Raw genomic sequence first — 17,141 nt, 5'->3', positions numbered from 1 at the left:
TCGGAGCGATCGCGTTGCAGGGTCAGACGATTGCCGTAGACATCGCTGATTGCGGTCAGCCGGCCGGCGCGAAAGTGATAGAACCGTGCGGTTTCCCCGGCCAGGGCGAGGATCAGTTCTTCCGGCTCATCGCCGAGAAAGATCGCCGCCCGCGACAGGCTGTTGTGGATCGCCGGGCGCGCGACGTTGGGCAGGGGAAAGCGGGTGCGGCGGTTCTCGTGGTCGATCCAGATCACGCCATCGCCGTCGAAGGCCAGGCGATGCGCGAGCGTATGGCTCCAGCCGAAACCCAGGCCGATGTCGATCTCGACCGCGCTGCTGCGGTACAAGCGGGTGAACTCGAAGGGCAGCACGCCGTCGAGCACCGTGTCGGTCAGGGTCAGCAGTTCTTCGCCGGTGACCATCGACACCGGGCAGCCATTGGTACAGGTGTTGGGCACGCAATCGGCGGCATCGCCGTTGGGGTTTTTTGCCTGGTCGGGCGCGTCGTCGTGGGGCTCGTGGCGCTCAAGACGGGCCATGCCTCGGGATTTTTCCCGCGCGAGTGGCGCCGGATTCGGCACGCTGAGCACCACCGCGTCGGCCTGGCGAATGTTCAGTGGAATCGACGGTGTCGGCTTCAGCTCCACCTCGCGCGCATGAAACATCAGCGGCTTCAGCGTGCTCGCGTGCTGCTTGAGTTCCGGCGTTGAAGTCAGCTCAGCCAGACGCAAGGCTGACGCGGCCAGCCATTCCCGCGCCCGTGGCGACTTGATTTTCGCCAGGACCTTGCTGCTCAAACGTAGCGATACGCCGGCACCGCCCGCCACGCGCATCAACAGAAAGCTGATGAGCAACTCGGTGCGAACTTCGGCCACCACTTCGGCGAGGTATTGCGGCGGCAGCATCTTCAGCCAACTGGTGAAAGCAGCCAGATGAATGAACAGCAACGGCTCGTCGCTGAGCATCAACAAGGCGTTGGCAATCGCCTCGTTTGAAGCGGCAAGCAGCGCCTCAAGTTCGACTTCGCTCAGGTATTCCAGAAGCTTTGCGCTGTGTTCCTGCAGATCGGCGAGGAGGGCAAACAGTTGCTGGATGTCGTCCCAAACCCCGTTCAAAGCTTTTTCCAGACCGCGCCAATCGGCCCGCTGCAACTGCCCGTAACGATCAAGAAAACCGGCGCTGGAAAACTCCGTCCATTGCGGCTGAAAGCCCGTCCATTCGCCGCGCAGCCAACCTTCAAGACCGGCAATGACGCCTTCATATGAGGCATACAGGGTGCGGACATGGTCGGTAGAAACATCGGGAAAGAAAGTGACGCGGTAGCGCTGGCCGCGCATGCAATCGGTCACCTCGAGGATCCCGCTCGGGCCGATGGTGTGGCGCAGCGGCTGGCCGAAGGTCTGTACGCCGTCGACTTCGCTGAGCAGCGGTTCGAGGGTCACCGGGGTGTCGCCGATCGGCACAAAGCGCGCCGCTTCAAACATGTGCACCAAGGTCAACGGACCGCTGGCCGAACACATGACCACCGATGAACTGATGGGGGCGCGCGAGGTGATGGGCGCGCTCAGTTGCACGTCATTGCCAACCTTGAACACCTGCTCGATGTCCAGCGCGGTCCCGGTCCAGAACTGCTCGGCCCAGGCGTCGTAGTTGTTCAGGCACAGGCGGAACTCGTCGATCAGCGCTTCGAAATTTGGCTGCTTCGGATTCAGGGCGGCCACCACCAGCAGTCCGATGCTGTTGTTCAGGGCCAGGAGCCGATCGGGTTGAAACATTCGCAGTCGCTCGCGCATGTGAAAAAACGGGAGCGCGGACTTTGCGGGGGATCAAAAAGGAAAGAAGTCGGGGAAGTAGGCAGTGTCTGTAGGAGTTTTCGCTAAATGCGAAAAGGCGTCGATGGCATTGCCCGTTGCTCAATGTCCATCGGCCTCGCTATGCTGCTGAACCCATTAATCAGATCCGCGTTGCGGCACGTTGCCTGTCGCCCGGGATGTCTTTGTTAACGGATCCGATGATGAATGCACCGCTGAAGACGTTCGGCCCGATCAAGGCCGTGATTTTCGATATGGACGGTTTGCTGCTCGATACCGAGGGCATTTACACCGAGGTCACCTCGCTGATTGCCGGGCGCTACGGGAAAACCTTCGACTGGAGCGTCAAACAAAACATCATTGGTCGCGGTGCCAATGACCTGGCCAATTACGTGGTGCAGGCGCTGGAGTTACCGATCACTCCGGAAGAATTTCTGCAGATCCGCGAGCCGCTGATGCGCGAGCGTTTCCCCAAGGCGCAGGCGATGCCGGGGGCCGAAGCGCTGGTGCGTCACCTCAAGGCGCACAACATCCCGATCGCAGTCGGCACCAGTTCGTCGCGCCAGTCGTTCGGGCAGAAAACCACCTTGCACCGTGAGTGGTTTGCGCTGTTCGATTTCATCGTCACGGCAGACGATCCGGAAGTCGGCGCCGCCAAACCGGCGCCGGATATCTTTCTCACCGCTGCCAGGCGTCTGGGCGTCGCGCCCTCGGATTGTCTGGTGTTCGAGGACTCGCCGTTTGGCGTCACTGCGGCGAAAGCGGCAGGCATGACCGCAATCGCTATCCCCGACGCAGCGATGGCCGATGAGAAATATGCTCACGCTGACGGCATTATTCGTTCGCTGAAAGCATTTATGCCCAGCGCCTTTGGCCTGCCGACGCTGGAACTGGCTTGACCGTCCACACAAAACGCCGCCCTTCCTATAAAGAAGGGCGGCGTTTTTTCTTGCCGGTCTGTCAGGCGCCGAAACCACCGTCGATGGTCAGGCTGGCACCGGTGATGTAACCGGCTTCCGGCCCGGCCAGGTAGGCGACGAAGCTGGCGATTTCATCGGCGGTGCCGTAACGACCGACGGCCATCAGCGGGATCAGGCTGTCGGCGAATTCGCCATGGGCCGGGTTCATGTCGGTGTCGACCGGGCCAGGTTGTACGTTGTTGATGGTGATGCCGCGTGGGCCGAGGTCGCGGGCCAGCCCTTTGGTCAGGCCGACCAGTGCCGACTTGCTCATCGCGTACACGCCGCCACCGCCGAAGGGCATGCGGTCGGCGTTGGTGCTGCCGATGTTGATGATCCGCGAGCCTTCGCCCATGTGTTTCGCCGCTTCCTGCGAAGCAATGAACACGCTGCGCACGTTGATGGCCAAAGTCTGATCGAAATCTTCGAGTTTGAAATCTTCCAGCGGCGCGATGGCCAGCACGCCGGCGTTGTTGACCAGAATGTCCAGCCGGCCAAACGCTTCGACGGTGGCGCTGACGGCGTGGCGAATCGCGCCGGCATCGGCGCTGTCAGCCTTGATCGCCAGGGCTTTGCCGCCGTTGCCAGTGATGCTGTTCTGCAGTTCTTCGGCTTTGGCGGCGGAGCTGACGTAAGTGAAAGCGACGGCGGCGCCTTCAGCGGCCAGACGTTTGACGATGGCCGCGCCGATGCCGCGCGAACCGCCTTGAATCAGAGCGACTTTGCCGCTGAGGTGTTGAGTGGTCATGTTCGATCTCCAAGTGTTCAAGGCGGAATGCCTTGGTGTTGGTGCCGAGTATCGGCGTGGCATCGACAACCGGGTAGACCATGATTGCTATAGTCTGTGTAAACCAGAAGTTTATAGTGGCGATCATGGAAACGTTCAGCAGTATCGAATGCTTTGTGCGCAGCGCCGAAGTCGGCAGCTTTGCCGAAGCTGCGCGACGCTTGAGCCTGACCCCGGCCGCGGTGGGCAAAAGCGTGGCGAAACTGGAGGCGCGGCTCGGCGTGCGGCTGTTCCAGCGTAGTACACGCAGCCTGACCCTGACCGAAGCGGGGCAGCTGTTTTTGAGTGAAGTCAGCGCCAGCCTGACCACCATCCAGAATGCCGTGGCCAATCTGGCCAGTGCCGGTGGGCAACCGGCCGGCACGCTGAAAGTCAGCATGGGCACGGTGTTCGGTCGTCTGTATATCGTGCCGCTGCTCGGTGAGTTTCTGCGGCGCTATCCGGCGATCAACCCGGACTGGAATTTCGATAACCGTCAGGTCGACCTGATCGGGCAGGGCTTCGACGCGGCGATTGGCGGCGGCTTTGAACTGCCACAAGGCGTGGTTGCGCGCAGGCTGACGCCGGCACATCGGGTGTTGGTGGCATCGGAGGATTATCTGCAAAAAAATGCGCCGATCAGCCATCCCGATGACCTCAGGCAACACGACGGCATTCTGATTCGCTCACCGCAGACCGGGCGCGTGCGTTCCTGGCAACTGACTCATCGCGATCAGCAACACAGTCCGCTAACGTTGCGGGCGAGGATGACCATGAGTGATTCCGAGGCGGCGTGCGCGACGGCGATGCAAGGTTTGGGCATTGCGCTGGTGAGCATGCCGTTTGCGGTCCCGTATCTTCAAACAGGGACGTTACAGCGAGTGCTGCCGGACTGGTTTGTCGATGACGGCAACATTTCGATCTATTACGCCGAGCACAAATTGTTGCCGGGCAAGACGCGGGCGTTTGTGGATTTCGTGATTGAACAGTTTGCTGAGCAGGGACTGGGGCGGCGGTTTAGTGCCATCTAAGTAAGGCTTGGGACCGAGTCGTATGCATTCGCGAGCAGGCTCGCTCCCACAGGGAGACGCGGTGCAAATGTGGGAGCGAGCCTGCTCGCGAAAAAGGCAACTCGGTCTATCGAGAAAAGCGCTGCGCCCAGCCAACAATATTCTTCGGCCGTGGCGTCGCATAAGTCCGCACCTTCGACGTCGACAACTTCAAGCGCACCAGCGATTCGGCAATCGTCACCGCCGCCGTCACGCCATCCACCACCGGCACGCCGGTGCGCCGACGGATCTGTTCATCCAGCCCGGCCATGCCGCCGCAGCCCAGGCAAATCACCTCGGCCTTGTCCTGGGTCACCGCCAGTTCGGCCTGCTGCACAATCGCTTCCAGTGCGCGCTGCGGTTCGTGTTCAAGCTCCAGAACCGCCAGACCACTGGCGCGCACCGAGGCGCAGCGATCCCACAGACCGGACAATTTCAGCCGATCCTCGATCAGCGGCACGGTGCGATCCAGTGTGGTCACCACCGAGTAGGCATGGCCGAGGAACATCGCGGTGCTGGCCGCCGCATCGGTGATGTCCACCACCGGCACGTTGAGCAATTCCTGCAAACCCTCGCGGCCGTGCTCGCCGTAACCCGCCTGGATCACCGCATCGAACGGTTGATCGTAGGCCATCACCCGATCCATAACGGCGATGGCGGCCAGGTAGCTTTCGAAATTGCCTTCAATCGATTCGGCGCCGAAGTACGGGGTCAGGCCGACGATTTCGGTGCCGGGTGAAGCGACGGCCTGCGCCGAGCGGGCGATGGCGTCGGTGATGGATTCGGTGGTGTTGACGTTGACCACGAGAATACGCATGGAAAATCCTTATTGCGGGCAGTGGTGCGGCCCGAAAACCGGGCCGCGAAGGGATCAGTGGCTGACGTTATCCACAGCGATGCATTCGCCGCTGACTTCGGCGTAATGCGTCTGGCGTTTGGCGATGATCAGGTAAAGCATGCCGGCGATACCGGCACCGATCAGCCAGGAGAACGGCGAAACACTGTGGAAACCGGGTACCAGGGCCAGGACGATGGCGATCAGCGCTGCCGGAATAAACGCCGCCACCGCGCGGAAATTGATGCCACGGCTGTAGTAATAAGCGCCGTTGGGATCTTCGCTGTAGAGCTGCGGCACATTGATCCGGCCTTTGCGGATCAGCCAGTAGTCGACCATGATCACTCCGTACAGCGGGCCGAGCAGGGCGCCGAGGCCCGACAGGAAATACACGATCACCAGCGGGCTGTTGTAGAGATTCCACGGCAGGATCAGCACAGCGATGGTCGCGCTGATCAGTCCGGCGCGGCGGAAGGTCAGGTACTTCGGCGCGAGGTTGCTGAGAACGAACGCCGGGGCGACGAAGTTGGCCATGATGTTCACTGCGACGGTGACGATCAGAAAAGCCAGGCAGCCGAGCACCAGGAAGAATGTGTTGGGGATCGAGGCGATGATCTCGGTCGGGCTTTCGATGATTCGCCCGTTGATCTGGAACTGCGCGCCACACAGCAGCACGGTAATCGCGGCGAATACCAGAATGTTCACCGGCAAGCCCCAGAAATTTCCTACCTTGATGGTTTTGCGGCACGGCGAAGAACGGGCGAAGTCGCAGAAGTTGAGGATCAGCGTGCCGTAGATCGCCAGCCACAACGCGCCGCCGGCGAAGATGTTGCGCCACATCTCGCCACCGGTCAGCGGCTCGCGGATCGACCAGGCAATGGTCGCGTTGGCCTGGAAGTACATCCACCCGGCGAGAGCGGCAACGGTCAGCAGAATCACCGGCCCGGCAAACGCCTCGTAACGGCGCACCATCTCCATGCCGTAGGCGAGAATCGCCAGTTGCACCAGCCAGATTGCTACAAAGCACACCCAGCCCAGGCTCGACAGTCCCAGAATCGAGTTGTGATCGTATTCAGCGAAGCCCGGATGCACGGCAGTCAGCAAGACGCGGAATACCACCGAGGCGAGATACGTCTGAATACCGAACCAGGCGATGGCGATAACCGCCCTGATCAATGCAGGAATTTGCGCACCGTGAATGCCGAAACTGATCCGGCTGATCACCGGAAACGGCACCCCGGTTTTTTGCCCCATGTAACCCGACAGATTCATGAAAAAGTACACCAGCGCCGCGCCGATCCCCAGCGACAACAGAATCTGCCAGCCGCCCAGGCCCAACGCATACAGGCCGATGGCGAACGAGTAGTTGGCGATGTTGTGCACATCATTCGTCCACAGGGCGAAGATGCTGTACTGGCCCCAGCGCCGACCTTCGGCTTTGGTCGGCGCCAGATCGCTGTTGTGCAGACGCGGGCTCAGTTGCAGCGGCTCGCTCAGCCCGTCATCGGGCAACGGTTGATCGAGCGTGGAGGAGGGCAGATTCAGCGCGATGTTATTTGAAAGACTTGTACGCATTCCGGCAGGCTCCTGACGTTCGCCACCGAGATGACTGTGCATGAGCGCTCAGGCTCGACAAATCTTCGTCGCGGCGGTGAAAACATCACTGGTTACGGGGCATCTGCAGCCTGTACGGGATAGGGCGCTTCAGGCTTGCGGATCGAAAGTGTGCATGTTTTGCAGTTTTGTATACAAAACATGTATGCGATAAAGCCAGATTTGTGCCAGTTGAGAATCTATAAGTGGAAGGGCTCATTTCGAATAGTTATCGATGCAACATAAGTCGCTGAAAAACCGGCGATATAAATTGATCGATCGGGCAGGAATTTTTTTCAGGGGAGGGATTTTGCAGAGGGGCGAGCAGATGGGGATTCTGCTGGAGAGTGTAACTTTTCAGGGCGTCAGAACTGAACATGCACACATAAATGGCACCGATGGTGACAACCTTGTGTACACCTTTTATGTGCCTGGCACATATCAATGTGGGAGCGAGCCTGCTCGCGAATGCGGTGGATCAGGCAACTGAAACGTTGACTGGAACTGCGCTTTCGCGAGCAGGCTCGCTCCCACAGGTCTTTCTATAAATGGGGGATCAAACCTTGCTCTTGCTGATGATATTCCCGGCATGTAGCCCGCATTCTTTCTGCGTGGCTTCTTCCCACCACCAGCGGCCTTCGCGCTCGTGCTGGTTCGGCAGCACCGGGCGGGTGCAGGGTTCGCAGCCGATGCTGATGAAACCGCGCTCGTGCAGGCTGTTGTACGGTAGTTCGAGCATGCGAATGTAGCCCCAGATCTCCTCGCTGGTCATCTGCGCCAGCGGGTTGAACTTGTACAGGGTGCGTTCCGGTGTCGAGAAGGCTGTGTCGATTTCCAGCACCGCCACAGCGCTGCGGGTGCCCGGGCTCTGATCGCGGCGCTGGCCGGTGGCCCAGGCTTTGACGTCGGACAGCTTGCGCCGCAGCGGTTCGATCTTGCGGATGCCGCAGCATTCGCCGTGGCCATCTTTGTAGAAACTGAACAAGCCTTTTTCCTTCACGAACGGTTCGAGTTTCGTGTAGTCCGGCGAGACGATTTCAATATCGATCTTGTAATGCTCGCGCACCTGCTCGATGAAACGGTAGGTCTCCGGATGCAGGCGGCCGGTGTCGAGGCTGAACACTTTGACGTTCTTGTTCAGCTTCCACGCCATGTCCACCAGCACCACGTCCTCGGCGCCGCTGAAAGATATCCACAAGTCATCGCCGAACTCGGCGAAGGCGAGCTTGAGGATGTCCTGGGCGGATTTGTTGGCATAGGTCGTGGCGAGTTCCACGACGTCGAACGATGGGCTCATCAGGGCGGCTTCCTACAGGTCAATGGCGCTCGGGCGCTCTATAGGGGGCCGATGGTAACAAAAAGCTGCCGCGCCCGGGGCGTCCTCTGCGTTGCGCGCGTCTGGTGCAGACGCTAGAGTTCGGCCTCGCTCGATTCAATAATCACTACAAACGGGAGTGTCTTGTGGAAATTGCTTGCCTGGATCTTGAAGGGGTACTGGTACCGGAAATCTGGATCGCCTTCGCCGAAAAAACCGGAATCGACGCCCTCAAGGCCACCACTCGGGACATTCCCGATTACGACGTATTGATGAAGCAGCGTCTGCGCATCCTCGATGAGCACGGCCTCAAGCTCTCGGATATTCAGGAAGTGATCGCCACACTGAAACCGCTGGACGGCGCGGTGGAGTTCGTCAACTGGCTGCGCGAGCGCTTTCAGGTGGTGATTCTCTCGGACACTTTTTATGAATTCTCGCAGCCGCTGATGCGCCAGCTGGGCTTCCCGACCTTGCTCTGCCATCGCTTGATCACTGACGAAAGCGGTCGGGTGACCGGCTATCAACTGCGTCAGAAAGATCCCAAGCGCCAGTCGGTGCTGGCGTTCAAGAGTCTGTACTACCGGGTGATCGCGGCGGGGGATTCGTACAACGACACGACCATGCTCGGCGAGGCGGATGCGGGGATTCTGTTCCATGCGCCGGATAACGTGATTCGCGAGTTTCCGCAGTTCCCGGCGGTGCATACGTTTGAAGAGCTGAAGCAGGAATTTCTCAAGGCCTCTAATAGAGAGTTGAGTTTGTAGTCGCCTGGAAGGACGTCTTCGCGAGCAGGCTCGCTCCCACATTGGAATGCATTTCCCTGTGGGAGCGAGCCTGCTCGCGAAGTTTTTAGAGGTTCTGCAGGGTATCGAGCAGGATCCGCACTTTGGTCATCGACTCCTGATACTCCGCCTGCCAGTCCGAATCGGCGACGATCCCGCCGCCGCCCCAGCAGCACACCTGGCCATCCTTGACCAGCAGACTGCGAATGGCGATGGAGCTGTCCATCTCGCCGCGCACGTCCAGATACAGCAACGAGCCGCAATACAGACCGCGCCGGGTTGGCTCCAGCTCGTCGATGATCTGCATCGCCCGAATCTTCGGTGCGCCGGTGATCGAGCCGCCGGGGAAACTGCCAGCGATCAGGTCGAGCGCATCACGATCCGTCGCCAGTTCACCGGTCACGCTGCTGACCAGGTGATGCACGTTCGGATAACTCTCCAGACTGAACAACTCCGGCACCCGCACCGAGCCGATGCGGCAGGTGCGCCCGAGATCGTTGCGCAGCAGGTCGACGATCATCAGGTTTTCCGCGCGATCCTTGGGGCTGGCCAGCAGTTCGGCGGCGTTGGCGGCGTCCTCGGCTGGGGTGACGCCACGGGGGCGGGTGCCCTTGATCGGACGGGTTTCGACTTGGCGCTGGCTGACTCTGACGAAACGTTCCGGTGACAGGCTCAGCACTGCGCCTCCATCGGGCAGGCTCTGAAAGCCGGAGAACGGCGTCGGGCAGGCCTGACGCAAAGCGCAGTAAGCCAGCCACGGATCGCCTTGGCATTCAGCACGAAAGCGTTGCGCGAAGTTGACCTGATAGCAGTCGCCGGCCTGGATGTAGTCCTGAATGCGTTCGAAGGCCTGACGGTAATCGTCGGCCGAGAGATCAGCGGCCATGGGGGCGTTGAGTTTGAAGGGCGCCAGCGCGTTAACTTGAGGCTGAGTGAACAGCGCGACCAATCGCTGCCGTTCACTGTCGACAAGCGTTGGATGAAAGACCAATTGGCTGGTTTGCCCGTGGTGATCGCTGATCAGCGCCCAGTCGTACAGGCCAAAACGCGCATCGGGCAGTTGCAGGTCATCCAGCGCCTGACTTGGCAGGTTTTCCAGATGCCGGCCGAAGTCGTAGCTCAAATAGCCGATCAATCCGCCGGCGAACGGCAATTCGGATCCGGCGGGCAACTGCGCTTCGCCCAAGCGGCTGAGGTGGTCACGCAGGCGCTGCAGAAGGTGCGCGCCGCTTTCCTCCGGCAACACCGCCAGTTGTTCCAGCGGCCAGGCGCTGAGCAAGTCATATCGGCCGCGTTCAGCGCTCGGCCGGCCACTGTCGAGCAGCACGGCGCCGGGGGCATTGCGAATGGCCGCGAAATAGTCGGCGGGATTGGCGCGGTAGGGCAGTGGGTGTACGGAGCAGGTCAACATGGGCGGGGCAGATCGGCCGTTGAGGCGGGGTGGGGATTGTAGTCCTCTGCGGGAATTGCTCCTAGAGGGGATGTCGGCGATTGGCAGATGGGCGGCAGGCTTGAGGCTCGTGTTGGCAGCAAGTCCGCTTTCGCGAGCAGGCTCGCTCCCACAGGGGATTGCATTCCAATGTGGGAGCGAGCCTGCTCGCGAAGGCCGCGACTCGATTCTGGATCAGCCCTCGACCGCAGGAATATGCCCAAACATTTCCTGAGTAAACGCCACCCGCTCTTCTACCGATTCCTTAACGCCACGCGCCTTCAGCTCTTCCAGCCGCGCTTCAACCGCATGGGTACGCAAGGTCAGGCCGCAATCGTTGGCGATCTGGATGTTCAGCCCCGGCCGCGCATTCAGTTCGAGAATCAACGGACCCTTTTCCTGATCGAGCACCATGTCCACACCGATATAACCCAGCCCGCACAGCTCATAGCAGCCGGCGGCGAGTTTCATGAAACCGTCCCAGTAGGGCAGTTGCACGCCATCCACCGCGTTGGTGGTGTCGGGGTGTTTGGTGATGATGTTGTTCAGCCAGGTGCCGCGCAGCGTAAGGCCGGTGGCGAGATCGACTCCGACGCCAATGGCGCCCTGGTGCAGGTTGGCCTTGCCGCCGGACTGACGGGTCGGCAGACGCAACATCGCCATCACCGGGTAACCCATCAGCACGATGATGCGGATGTCCGGCACGCCTTCGTAACTGATGCTCTTGAATATCTGGTCCGGGGTCACACGGTATTCGATCAGCGCGCGGTCGCGGTGGCCGCCCAGCGAGTACAGGCCGGTGAGGATGCTGGAGATGTGATGCTCCAGCTCTTCGTGGGCGAGGATCTTGCCCGACACCGTGCGATAACGGCCTTCGAAGCGGTCGGCGATGACGATGATGCCATCGCCACCCGCGCCCTGCGCCGGTTTGATCACGAAGTCGCTGCGCCCGCCGATGATCTCGTCGAGCTTGTCGATTTCCTTCTCGGTGGAGATCACCCCGTACAGCTCCGGCACGTGAATGCCGGCGGCAATGGCGCGTTCCTTGGTAAGGATCTTGTCATCGACGATCGGGTACAGGCTGCGCTTGTTGTACTTGAGCACGTAGTCCGCGTTGCGGCGGTTGATGCCCATGATGCCGCGCGCCTCGAGGGCCTTCCAGGTCTTCCAGAAACCGAACATCAGGCGTCAGCCTTCTTCAGGAAGGCCTTGAAACGCACCAATTCGGTCAAGCGGTAGCCGCGATAGCGACCCATCGCCAGCATGAAACCGACCAGAATCAGCAGGATCGCCGGGAAGGTAAACACGAAGTACACCAACTCCGGCACGGTCATGATCAGGTGCGCCAGGGAGGCGGCGAACAGCGTGCCGATCGCGACTTTCAGCGCATGGTTGGCGCCGCGTTCTTCCCAAGTAATCGACAGGCGTTCGATGGTCATGGTCAGAATCACCATCGGGAACAGCGCCACCGACAAGCCACGCTCAAGGCCAAGCTTGTGGCTGAACAGACTGATTGCCGCAATCAACACCACCACGAACGTCAGCACCACCGACAGGCGCGGCAGCATTTGCAGCTTCAGATGTTCGAGATACGAGCGCAGCGACAGGCCCAGCGCGGTGATCACCGTGAACAGCAGAATGCCGAAGCCCAGCTGCGTTTCGCGGAAGGCGAGGGCGATCAGCACCGGGGTAAATGTGCCCAGCGTTTGCAGGCCGATCAGGTTGCGCAGGATCAAAATCACCAGCACGCCGATCGGGATCATCACCATGATCATGAAGGTCTGCTGGGTTTGCAGCGGCAAGCCGTACAGCGAGTAATCGAGGAAGTTGGCGTCAGTGTTTTCGTCGGTCAGCTTGGCCAGACGAATCGCGTTCATCTCGCTGTTGTTCAAGCTGAAGGTCACGTTGGCTTTCTTGCCACCGTCGACGGTAATCAGGTTTTCGTCGCCGGTCCACCACAGCAGGCGGTCGGTCGGCAGGCCTTGCTCACCGGTTTCCGGGTTGAAGTACAGCCAGTCGTTGCCGTTGAAGCTGCGCAGCCACAGTTCGGGTGTCTGTGGCTGATCGGCGACGAGGCGGATGGTGTGGACTTTTTCCACCGGGACGTGGGCGATGGACAGCAGCAGTTCGACGATCTTGGCTTTGTGCGAAGTCGACGGATCGCCGGCCAGCAGCAATTTGACGTTATCGTCGTTGACATTGTTGACGCGCTTGATCGCCTCGCCAATAAAGGTTTCGACGTCGGCCGAGTGTTGGCGGATCGGCGCGAGCAGGGCTTCGGCGGCGATTTTTTCCGGGCCTTCGATGACCATGCTGTCACGGAAGGTCGGGCCTTTGACCTTGGATTTTTCCGCGGTGTAGCGCTTGGTCAGCACCAGACGGTAATACAGCGTCTGGTTGCCCTTGGCGCGACGGGCCGACCAGGTCACCTTGCGGTTGCCGTCGATGCGGTTCACCGCTACGCCGTAGTTATTGGAGATGAAGCTTTCGTTGAGGCTCACGTAATCGCGGCTCAACGGCGGCACGAACATCTGGATCTTCACTGGATCCTTGGTGCTGGCGACGAACTCGACCTTGGCGTCGATGTTCCACAAATCGTCGGTAGCGTCTTCGGTCACCGGGATGCCGAGCACGAAAATCTGATAGGCCGTAACCGAAACGCCCAGCAGCACCAGCACGGCGATCAGGATTTTCAGGTGGAAGGTTAGAGAACGCATGGAAATTACTCGGCGGTGTGAGCGGCGATGGTGCAGGCAGGTTTGCCGGCAGCGTATTTAAGACTGGGGTCGACCAGCGCGTCGAAGCGTTTCAGCGCCTCGGAGCCGATCAAAAGCGGGTATTGGAACGCACTTCGGTCGGTGAGGTTCACTTCGATGCTGCGCAATGCCGAACCCATGCAGATATCCAGCTCGATCACCGGACGGGCGGTGTACTGCTTGCCTTCTTCCGGATCGTAGTCGCCGGCACGGCGCTTGATCTTGCTGACCCGCGCCAGCGGCCGTTCGATGGGGTGCGAATGCGCGGTGTCGATGGCCAGGTAGAAACGTACCCAGGATTCACCGTTGCGTTTGAAGCGTTTGATGTCGCGGGCACTCAGCGAGGCGGTTTTCGCCCCGGTGTCGAGTTTGGCCGCGACTTCGAGATTGATGCCGTCAAGCGAAGCGTATTCGTTGAGGCCATACACGGTTTTTTCCCCCGCGGCGGCGAGGCCGGGCAGGCAAAACAGAGCAAAAAAGGTGGGGAAAGGCTTGAGTCTCATAAATCCTGGTGCGCAGCGTTCCGTTATCGGTTCAGGTGCCCGCACAACCGTGCGCAAGCCCCTGCGTGTGCCTGGCAGCTTTTTATGGCAAGCCGTACTAAAGACCCGCAAATGCGGACGGCATTCTAGCACGGTGGTTTTATGGCGCCAGCGCTTGCGCCGACCCATGAGCTGCAAGGGATGCCACTCTTGTGGGAGCGAGCCTGCTCGCGAAAGCGCTGTGTCATTCGATGCAGAAACCGACTGACCTGCCGCCTTCGCGAGCAGGCTCGCTCCCACATTAATAGATGAACGATTGGCTGCGCTTATTAGACGATTGTCGACAATACCTATTTATCCTTTGACTGATGCGGTCTTATTGGCTAGTTTTTGCCGCATTGGATTTGAAGGTGTCGACAATCATGCTGGATCAACTCGATCCCCCGGTCATCAATGGCGACGATTCCGAGACGCTGTCGGAAAACGTCTTCCGCCGCATCCAGGCGGCTATCGTCAAAGGCGAGATCGCCCCGGGCAGCAAGATCTCCGAGCCGGAACTGGCGCGTACTTATGGCATCAGTCGGGGTCCGCTGCGTGAGGCGATCCATCGTCTGGAAGGGCAGCGCCTGCTGGTGCGCGTGCCGCACGTCGGTGCGCGGGTGGTCTCGCTCAGCCATGCCGAATTGATCGAACTCTATGAAATCCGTGAATCCCTCGAAGGCATGGCCTGCCGCCTCGCCGCCGAGCGCATGAGCGTCGCGGAAATCGACGAACTGCGCCGGGTGCTGGAAACCCACGAGCGCGATGCGGCGTTTCAGGCCGGCGTCGGTTACTACCAGCAGGAAGGCGATTTCGACTTTCATTACCGGATCATCCAGGGCAGCGGCAATCGCACGCTGACGCAGATGCTCTGCGGCGAGCTGTATCAACTGGTGCGCATGTACCGCATCCAGTTTTCCACCACGCCGAACCGCCCGCACCAGGCCTTCGCCGAACACCACCGCATTCTCGATGCCATCGCCGACCGTGACGGCGAGCTCGCGGAATTGTTGATGCGCCGCCACATTGGCGCCTCGAAACGCAACATCGCCCGTCACTACGAGGACGGCGCCCACAACCAGACAGCCACTGAACGAGGTGATGCATGACTTCCAACCTGAACACGCCGGGCCAGCGCTTCCGCGATGCGGTCGCCAGCGAGCATCCTTTGCAAGTGGTCGGCGCGATCAACGCCAACCACGCGCTGCTGGCCAAGCGCGCCGGTTTCAAGGCGATCTACCTGTCCGGCGGCGGCGTGGCTGCAGGCTCGCTTGGCGTGCCGGACCTGGGCATCACCGGGCTGGATGATGTGCTGACCGACGTGCGCCGTATCACTGACGTTTGCGACCTGCCGCTGCTGGTGGATGTGGATACCGGTTTCGGTTCGTCGGCGTTCAACGTCGCGCGCACCGTCAAGTCGATGATCAAGTTCGGCGCGGCGGCGATTCACATTGAGGATCAGGTCGGCGCCAAGCGCTGCGGCCATCGTCCCAATAAAGAAATCGTCAGCCAGCAGGAAATGGTCGATCGCATCAAAGCCGCCGTCGATGCCCGTACCGATGACAGCTTCGTGATCATGGCGCGCACCGATGCGCTGGCGGTGGAAGGTCTGGAATCGGCACTTGATCGCGCGGCAGCGTGCATCGAGGCCGGCGCCGACATGATCTTCCCGGAGGCGATTACCGAACTGGACATGTACAAGTTGTTCGCCAATCGTGTGAAAGCGCCGATCCTGGCCAACATCACCGAGTTCGGCGCAACGCCGCTGTACACCACCGAACAACTGGCCGGCGCCGACGTCTCGTTGGTGCTGTATCCGCTGTCGGCGTTCCGCGCGATGAACAAGGCAGCGGAAAACGTCTACACGGCGATCCGCCGCGATGGCACGCAACAGAATGTCATCGACACCATGCAGACTCGCATGGAGCTCTACGATCGTATCGATTACCACACGTTCGAGCAGAAGCTCGATGCGTTGTTTGCACAGAAGAAAGGCTGAACAAAACCCTGTGGGAGCGAGCCTGCTCGCGAAGACGGACTGACATCCAAGATTGATGTCGACTGATCCAGCGCTTTCGCGAGCAGGCTCGCTCCCACAAGTTTCCCCATACAAATTCAAGAAGATTGGAGAACACAATGGCCGAAGCAAAAGTACTCAGTGGCGCCGGGCTCCGTGGCCAGGTTGCCGGGCAAACCGCATTGTCCACCGTGGGCCAGGCCGGTGCCGGGCTGACCTATCGCGGCTACGACGTGCGTGAACTGGCCGCCGACGCGCAATTTGAAGAAGTCGCCTATCTGCTGCTGTACGGCGAACTGCCGACCAAAGCGCAACTGGCCGACTATCAAAGCAAACTGAGCAAGCTGCGCGACCTGCCGCAGGCGCTTAAAGAAGTGCTTGAACGCATTCCCGCCGACGCGCATCCGATGGACGTCATGCGCACCGGTTGCTCATTCCTCGGCAACATCGAACCGGAGAAAGACTTCTCTGAACAGCGCGACAAGACCGACCGTCTGCTCGCCGCGTTCCCGGCGATCATGTGCTACTGGTATCGCTTCAGCCACGACGGCAAGCGCATCGACTGCGTCAGCGACGAACCGACCATCGGCGGCCACTTCCTGCACCTGCTGCACGACAAGAAGCCAAGCGAACTGCACGTCAAAGTGATGAACGTGTCGCTGATCCTCTACGCCGAACACGAATTCAATGCCTCGACCTTCACCGCGCGCGTTTGCGCCTCGACCCTTTCCGATCTGTATTCCTGCGTAACAGCGGCCATCGGTTCGCTGCGCGGTCCATTGCACGGCGGCGCCAACGAAGCGGCGATGGAAATGATCGAGCGCTTCTCGTCGCCGGAAGAGGCGATCAAAGGCACCCTCGGCATGCTCGAGCGCAAGGACAAGATCATGGGCTTCGGCCACGCGATCTATAAGGACAGCGACCCGCGCAACGAGGTGATCAAGGGCTGGGCGAAAAAACTCGCGGACGAGGTCGGCGACAAGGTGCTGTTCCCGGTTTCCGAGGCCATCGACAAGACCATGTGGGAGCAGAAGAAGCTGTTCCCGAATGCCGACTTCTATCACGCCTCGGCATACCACTTCATGGGCATCCCGACCAAGCTGTTCACGCCGATCTTCGTCTGCTCGCGCCTGACCGGCTGGGCCGCGCACGTGTTCGAACAGCGCGCCAACAACCGCATCATCCGCCCAAGCGCCGAATACACCGGCGTCGAACAGCGCAAGTTCGTGCCAATCGAACGTCGCTGAATGGTGAGCTGAGCCGGAACCAGAGAACCCCGCTAGACCCTGTGGGAGCGAGCCTGCTCGCGAAGACGGACTGGCATCC

Annotated in this window: 15 protein-coding genes; 6 read left to right on the top strand and 9 right to left on the bottom strand. The window is 60.4% G+C overall.

Going from position 1 to position 17,141, the window contains the following annotated elements:
* Positions 1-1,757: DUF6531 domain-containing protein (locus tag PspCFBP13508_RS23580; RefSeq protein WP_241669543.1), on the bottom strand; the 1,757-nt coding region annotated here is incomplete at its 3' end.
* 239 nt (positions 1,758-1,996) lie between these two features.
* Between PspCFBP13508_RS23580 and PspCFBP13508_RS23575 the strand changes: the two genes are divergently transcribed.
* Positions 1,997-2,692, top strand: a complete 696-nt coding sequence (locus PspCFBP13508_RS23575; RefSeq protein WP_137215838.1) for an HAD-IA family hydrolase — start codon at positions 1,997-1,999, stop codon at positions 2,690-2,692.
* A 61-nt stretch (positions 2,693-2,753) separates the two neighbouring features.
* Here the strand turns inward: PspCFBP13508_RS23575 and PspCFBP13508_RS23570 are convergent, their stop codons facing one another.
* The gene (locus tag PspCFBP13508_RS23570; RefSeq protein WP_016773811.1) at positions 2,754-3,500 is read right to left on the bottom strand and encodes a 3-oxoacyl-ACP reductase family protein; all 747 of its coding nucleotides are present in this window, start codon (positions 3,498-3,500) and stop codon (positions 2,754-2,756) included.
* Positions 3,501-3,625: 125 nt separating this feature from the next.
* On the opposite strand from PspCFBP13508_RS23570, the gene PspCFBP13508_RS23565 reads away from it, so the two are divergent.
* The gene (locus PspCFBP13508_RS23565) at positions 3,626-4,549 is read left to right on the top strand and encodes a LysR family transcriptional regulator (RefSeq protein WP_137215837.1); all 924 of its coding nucleotides are present in this window, start codon (positions 3,626-3,628) and stop codon (positions 4,547-4,549) included.
* A gap of 106 nt (positions 4,550-4,655) precedes the next feature.
* Here the strand turns inward: PspCFBP13508_RS23565 and PspCFBP13508_RS23560 are convergent, their stop codons facing one another.
* From PspCFBP13508_RS23560 to PspCFBP13508_RS23550, 3 genes are all read right to left on the bottom strand, one after another.
* Positions 4,656-5,384: an aspartate/glutamate racemase family protein gene (locus PspCFBP13508_RS23560; RefSeq protein WP_137215836.1), complete on the bottom strand. Its 729-nt coding sequence runs from the start codon at positions 5,382-5,384 to the stop codon at positions 4,656-4,658.
* Positions 5,385-5,438: 54 nt separating this feature from the next.
* Positions 5,439-6,977 (bottom strand): NCS1 family nucleobase:cation symporter-1, encoded by a 1,539-nt coding sequence (locus tag PspCFBP13508_RS23555; RefSeq protein WP_137215835.1) that lies wholly within the window; start codon positions 6,975-6,977, stop codon positions 5,439-5,441.
* Positions 6,978-7,551: 574 nt separating this feature from the next.
* Positions 7,552-8,292 (bottom strand): phosphoadenylyl-sulfate reductase, encoded by a 741-nt coding sequence (locus PspCFBP13508_RS23550; protein WP_123443111.1) that lies wholly within the window; start codon positions 8,290-8,292, stop codon positions 7,552-7,554.
* A gap of 164 nt (positions 8,293-8,456) precedes the next feature.
* On the opposite strand from PspCFBP13508_RS23550, the gene thrH reads away from it, so the two are divergent.
* The gene (thrH, locus tag PspCFBP13508_RS23545; RefSeq protein ID WP_130911550.1) at positions 8,457-9,074 is read left to right on the top strand and encodes a bifunctional phosphoserine phosphatase/homoserine phosphotransferase ThrH; all 618 of its coding nucleotides are present in this window, start codon (positions 8,457-8,459) and stop codon (positions 9,072-9,074) included.
* Between the two features lie 85 nt (positions 9,075-9,159).
* Here thrH and pabB read toward each other — a convergent pair whose 3' ends face one another.
* The 4 genes from pabB to PspCFBP13508_RS23525 form a co-directional block, all read right to left on the bottom strand.
* Positions 9,160-10,503 (bottom strand): aminodeoxychorismate synthase component I, encoded by a 1,344-nt coding sequence (pabB, locus tag PspCFBP13508_RS23540; protein ID WP_137215834.1) that lies wholly within the window; start codon positions 10,501-10,503, stop codon positions 9,160-9,162.
* Positions 10,504-10,716: 213 nt separating this feature from the next.
* A complete protein-coding gene (locus PspCFBP13508_RS23535; protein ID WP_016773817.1) occupies positions 10,717-11,703 on the bottom strand; it encodes an alpha-L-glutamate ligase-like protein in 987 nt (328 codons plus the stop codon).
* On the bottom strand, positions 11,703-13,238 hold the full coding sequence (locus PspCFBP13508_RS23530) for an inactive transglutaminase family protein (protein WP_016773818.1): 1,536 nt from the start codon (positions 13,236-13,238) through the stop codon (positions 11,703-11,705). The genes PspCFBP13508_RS23535 and PspCFBP13508_RS23530 overlap by 1 nt, the downstream gene beginning before the upstream one ends.
* A 5-nt stretch (positions 13,239-13,243) precedes the next feature.
* Positions 13,244-13,780 carry an ATP-dependent zinc protease gene (locus PspCFBP13508_RS23525; protein WP_041479149.1) on the bottom strand — a complete coding sequence of 179 codons (537 nt, stop codon included), beginning with the start codon at positions 13,778-13,780 and terminating at the stop codon, positions 13,244-13,246.
* A gap of 404 nt (positions 13,781-14,184) precedes the next feature.
* On the opposite strand from PspCFBP13508_RS23525, the gene PspCFBP13508_RS23520 reads away from it, so the two are divergent.
* The 3 genes from PspCFBP13508_RS23520 to prpC all read left to right on the top strand — a co-directional run bounded on the left by PspCFBP13508_RS23520 (position 14,185) and on the right by prpC (position 17,062).
* Entirely contained in the window at positions 14,185-14,907 is a 723-nt protein-coding gene (locus tag PspCFBP13508_RS23520; protein ID WP_178084508.1) for a GntR family transcriptional regulator, read from the top strand.
* Positions 14,904-15,797, top strand: coding sequence for a methylisocitrate lyase (gene prpB, locus PspCFBP13508_RS23515; RefSeq protein WP_024012298.1), 894 nt, complete (start codon positions 14,904-14,906; stop codon positions 15,795-15,797). The genes PspCFBP13508_RS23520 and prpB overlap by 4 nt, the downstream gene beginning before the upstream one ends.
* A gap of 137 nt (positions 15,798-15,934) precedes the next feature.
* Positions 15,935-17,062: a 2-methylcitrate synthase gene (gene prpC / locus PspCFBP13508_RS23510; RefSeq protein WP_130911978.1), complete on the top strand. Its 1,128-nt coding sequence runs from the start codon at positions 15,935-15,937 to the stop codon at positions 17,060-17,062.
* Positions 17,063-17,141 lie beyond the last annotated feature (79 nt).

The sequence above is a fragment of the Pseudomonas sp. CFBP13508 genome, from assembly GCF_005233515.1.
Lineage (GTDB): Bacteria > Pseudomonadota > Gammaproteobacteria > Pseudomonadales > Pseudomonadaceae > Aquipseudomonas > Aquipseudomonas mercuritolerans.
Note: the sequence above shows the minus strand (reverse complement) of the source record. Positions and strands in the feature narration are given on the sequence as shown.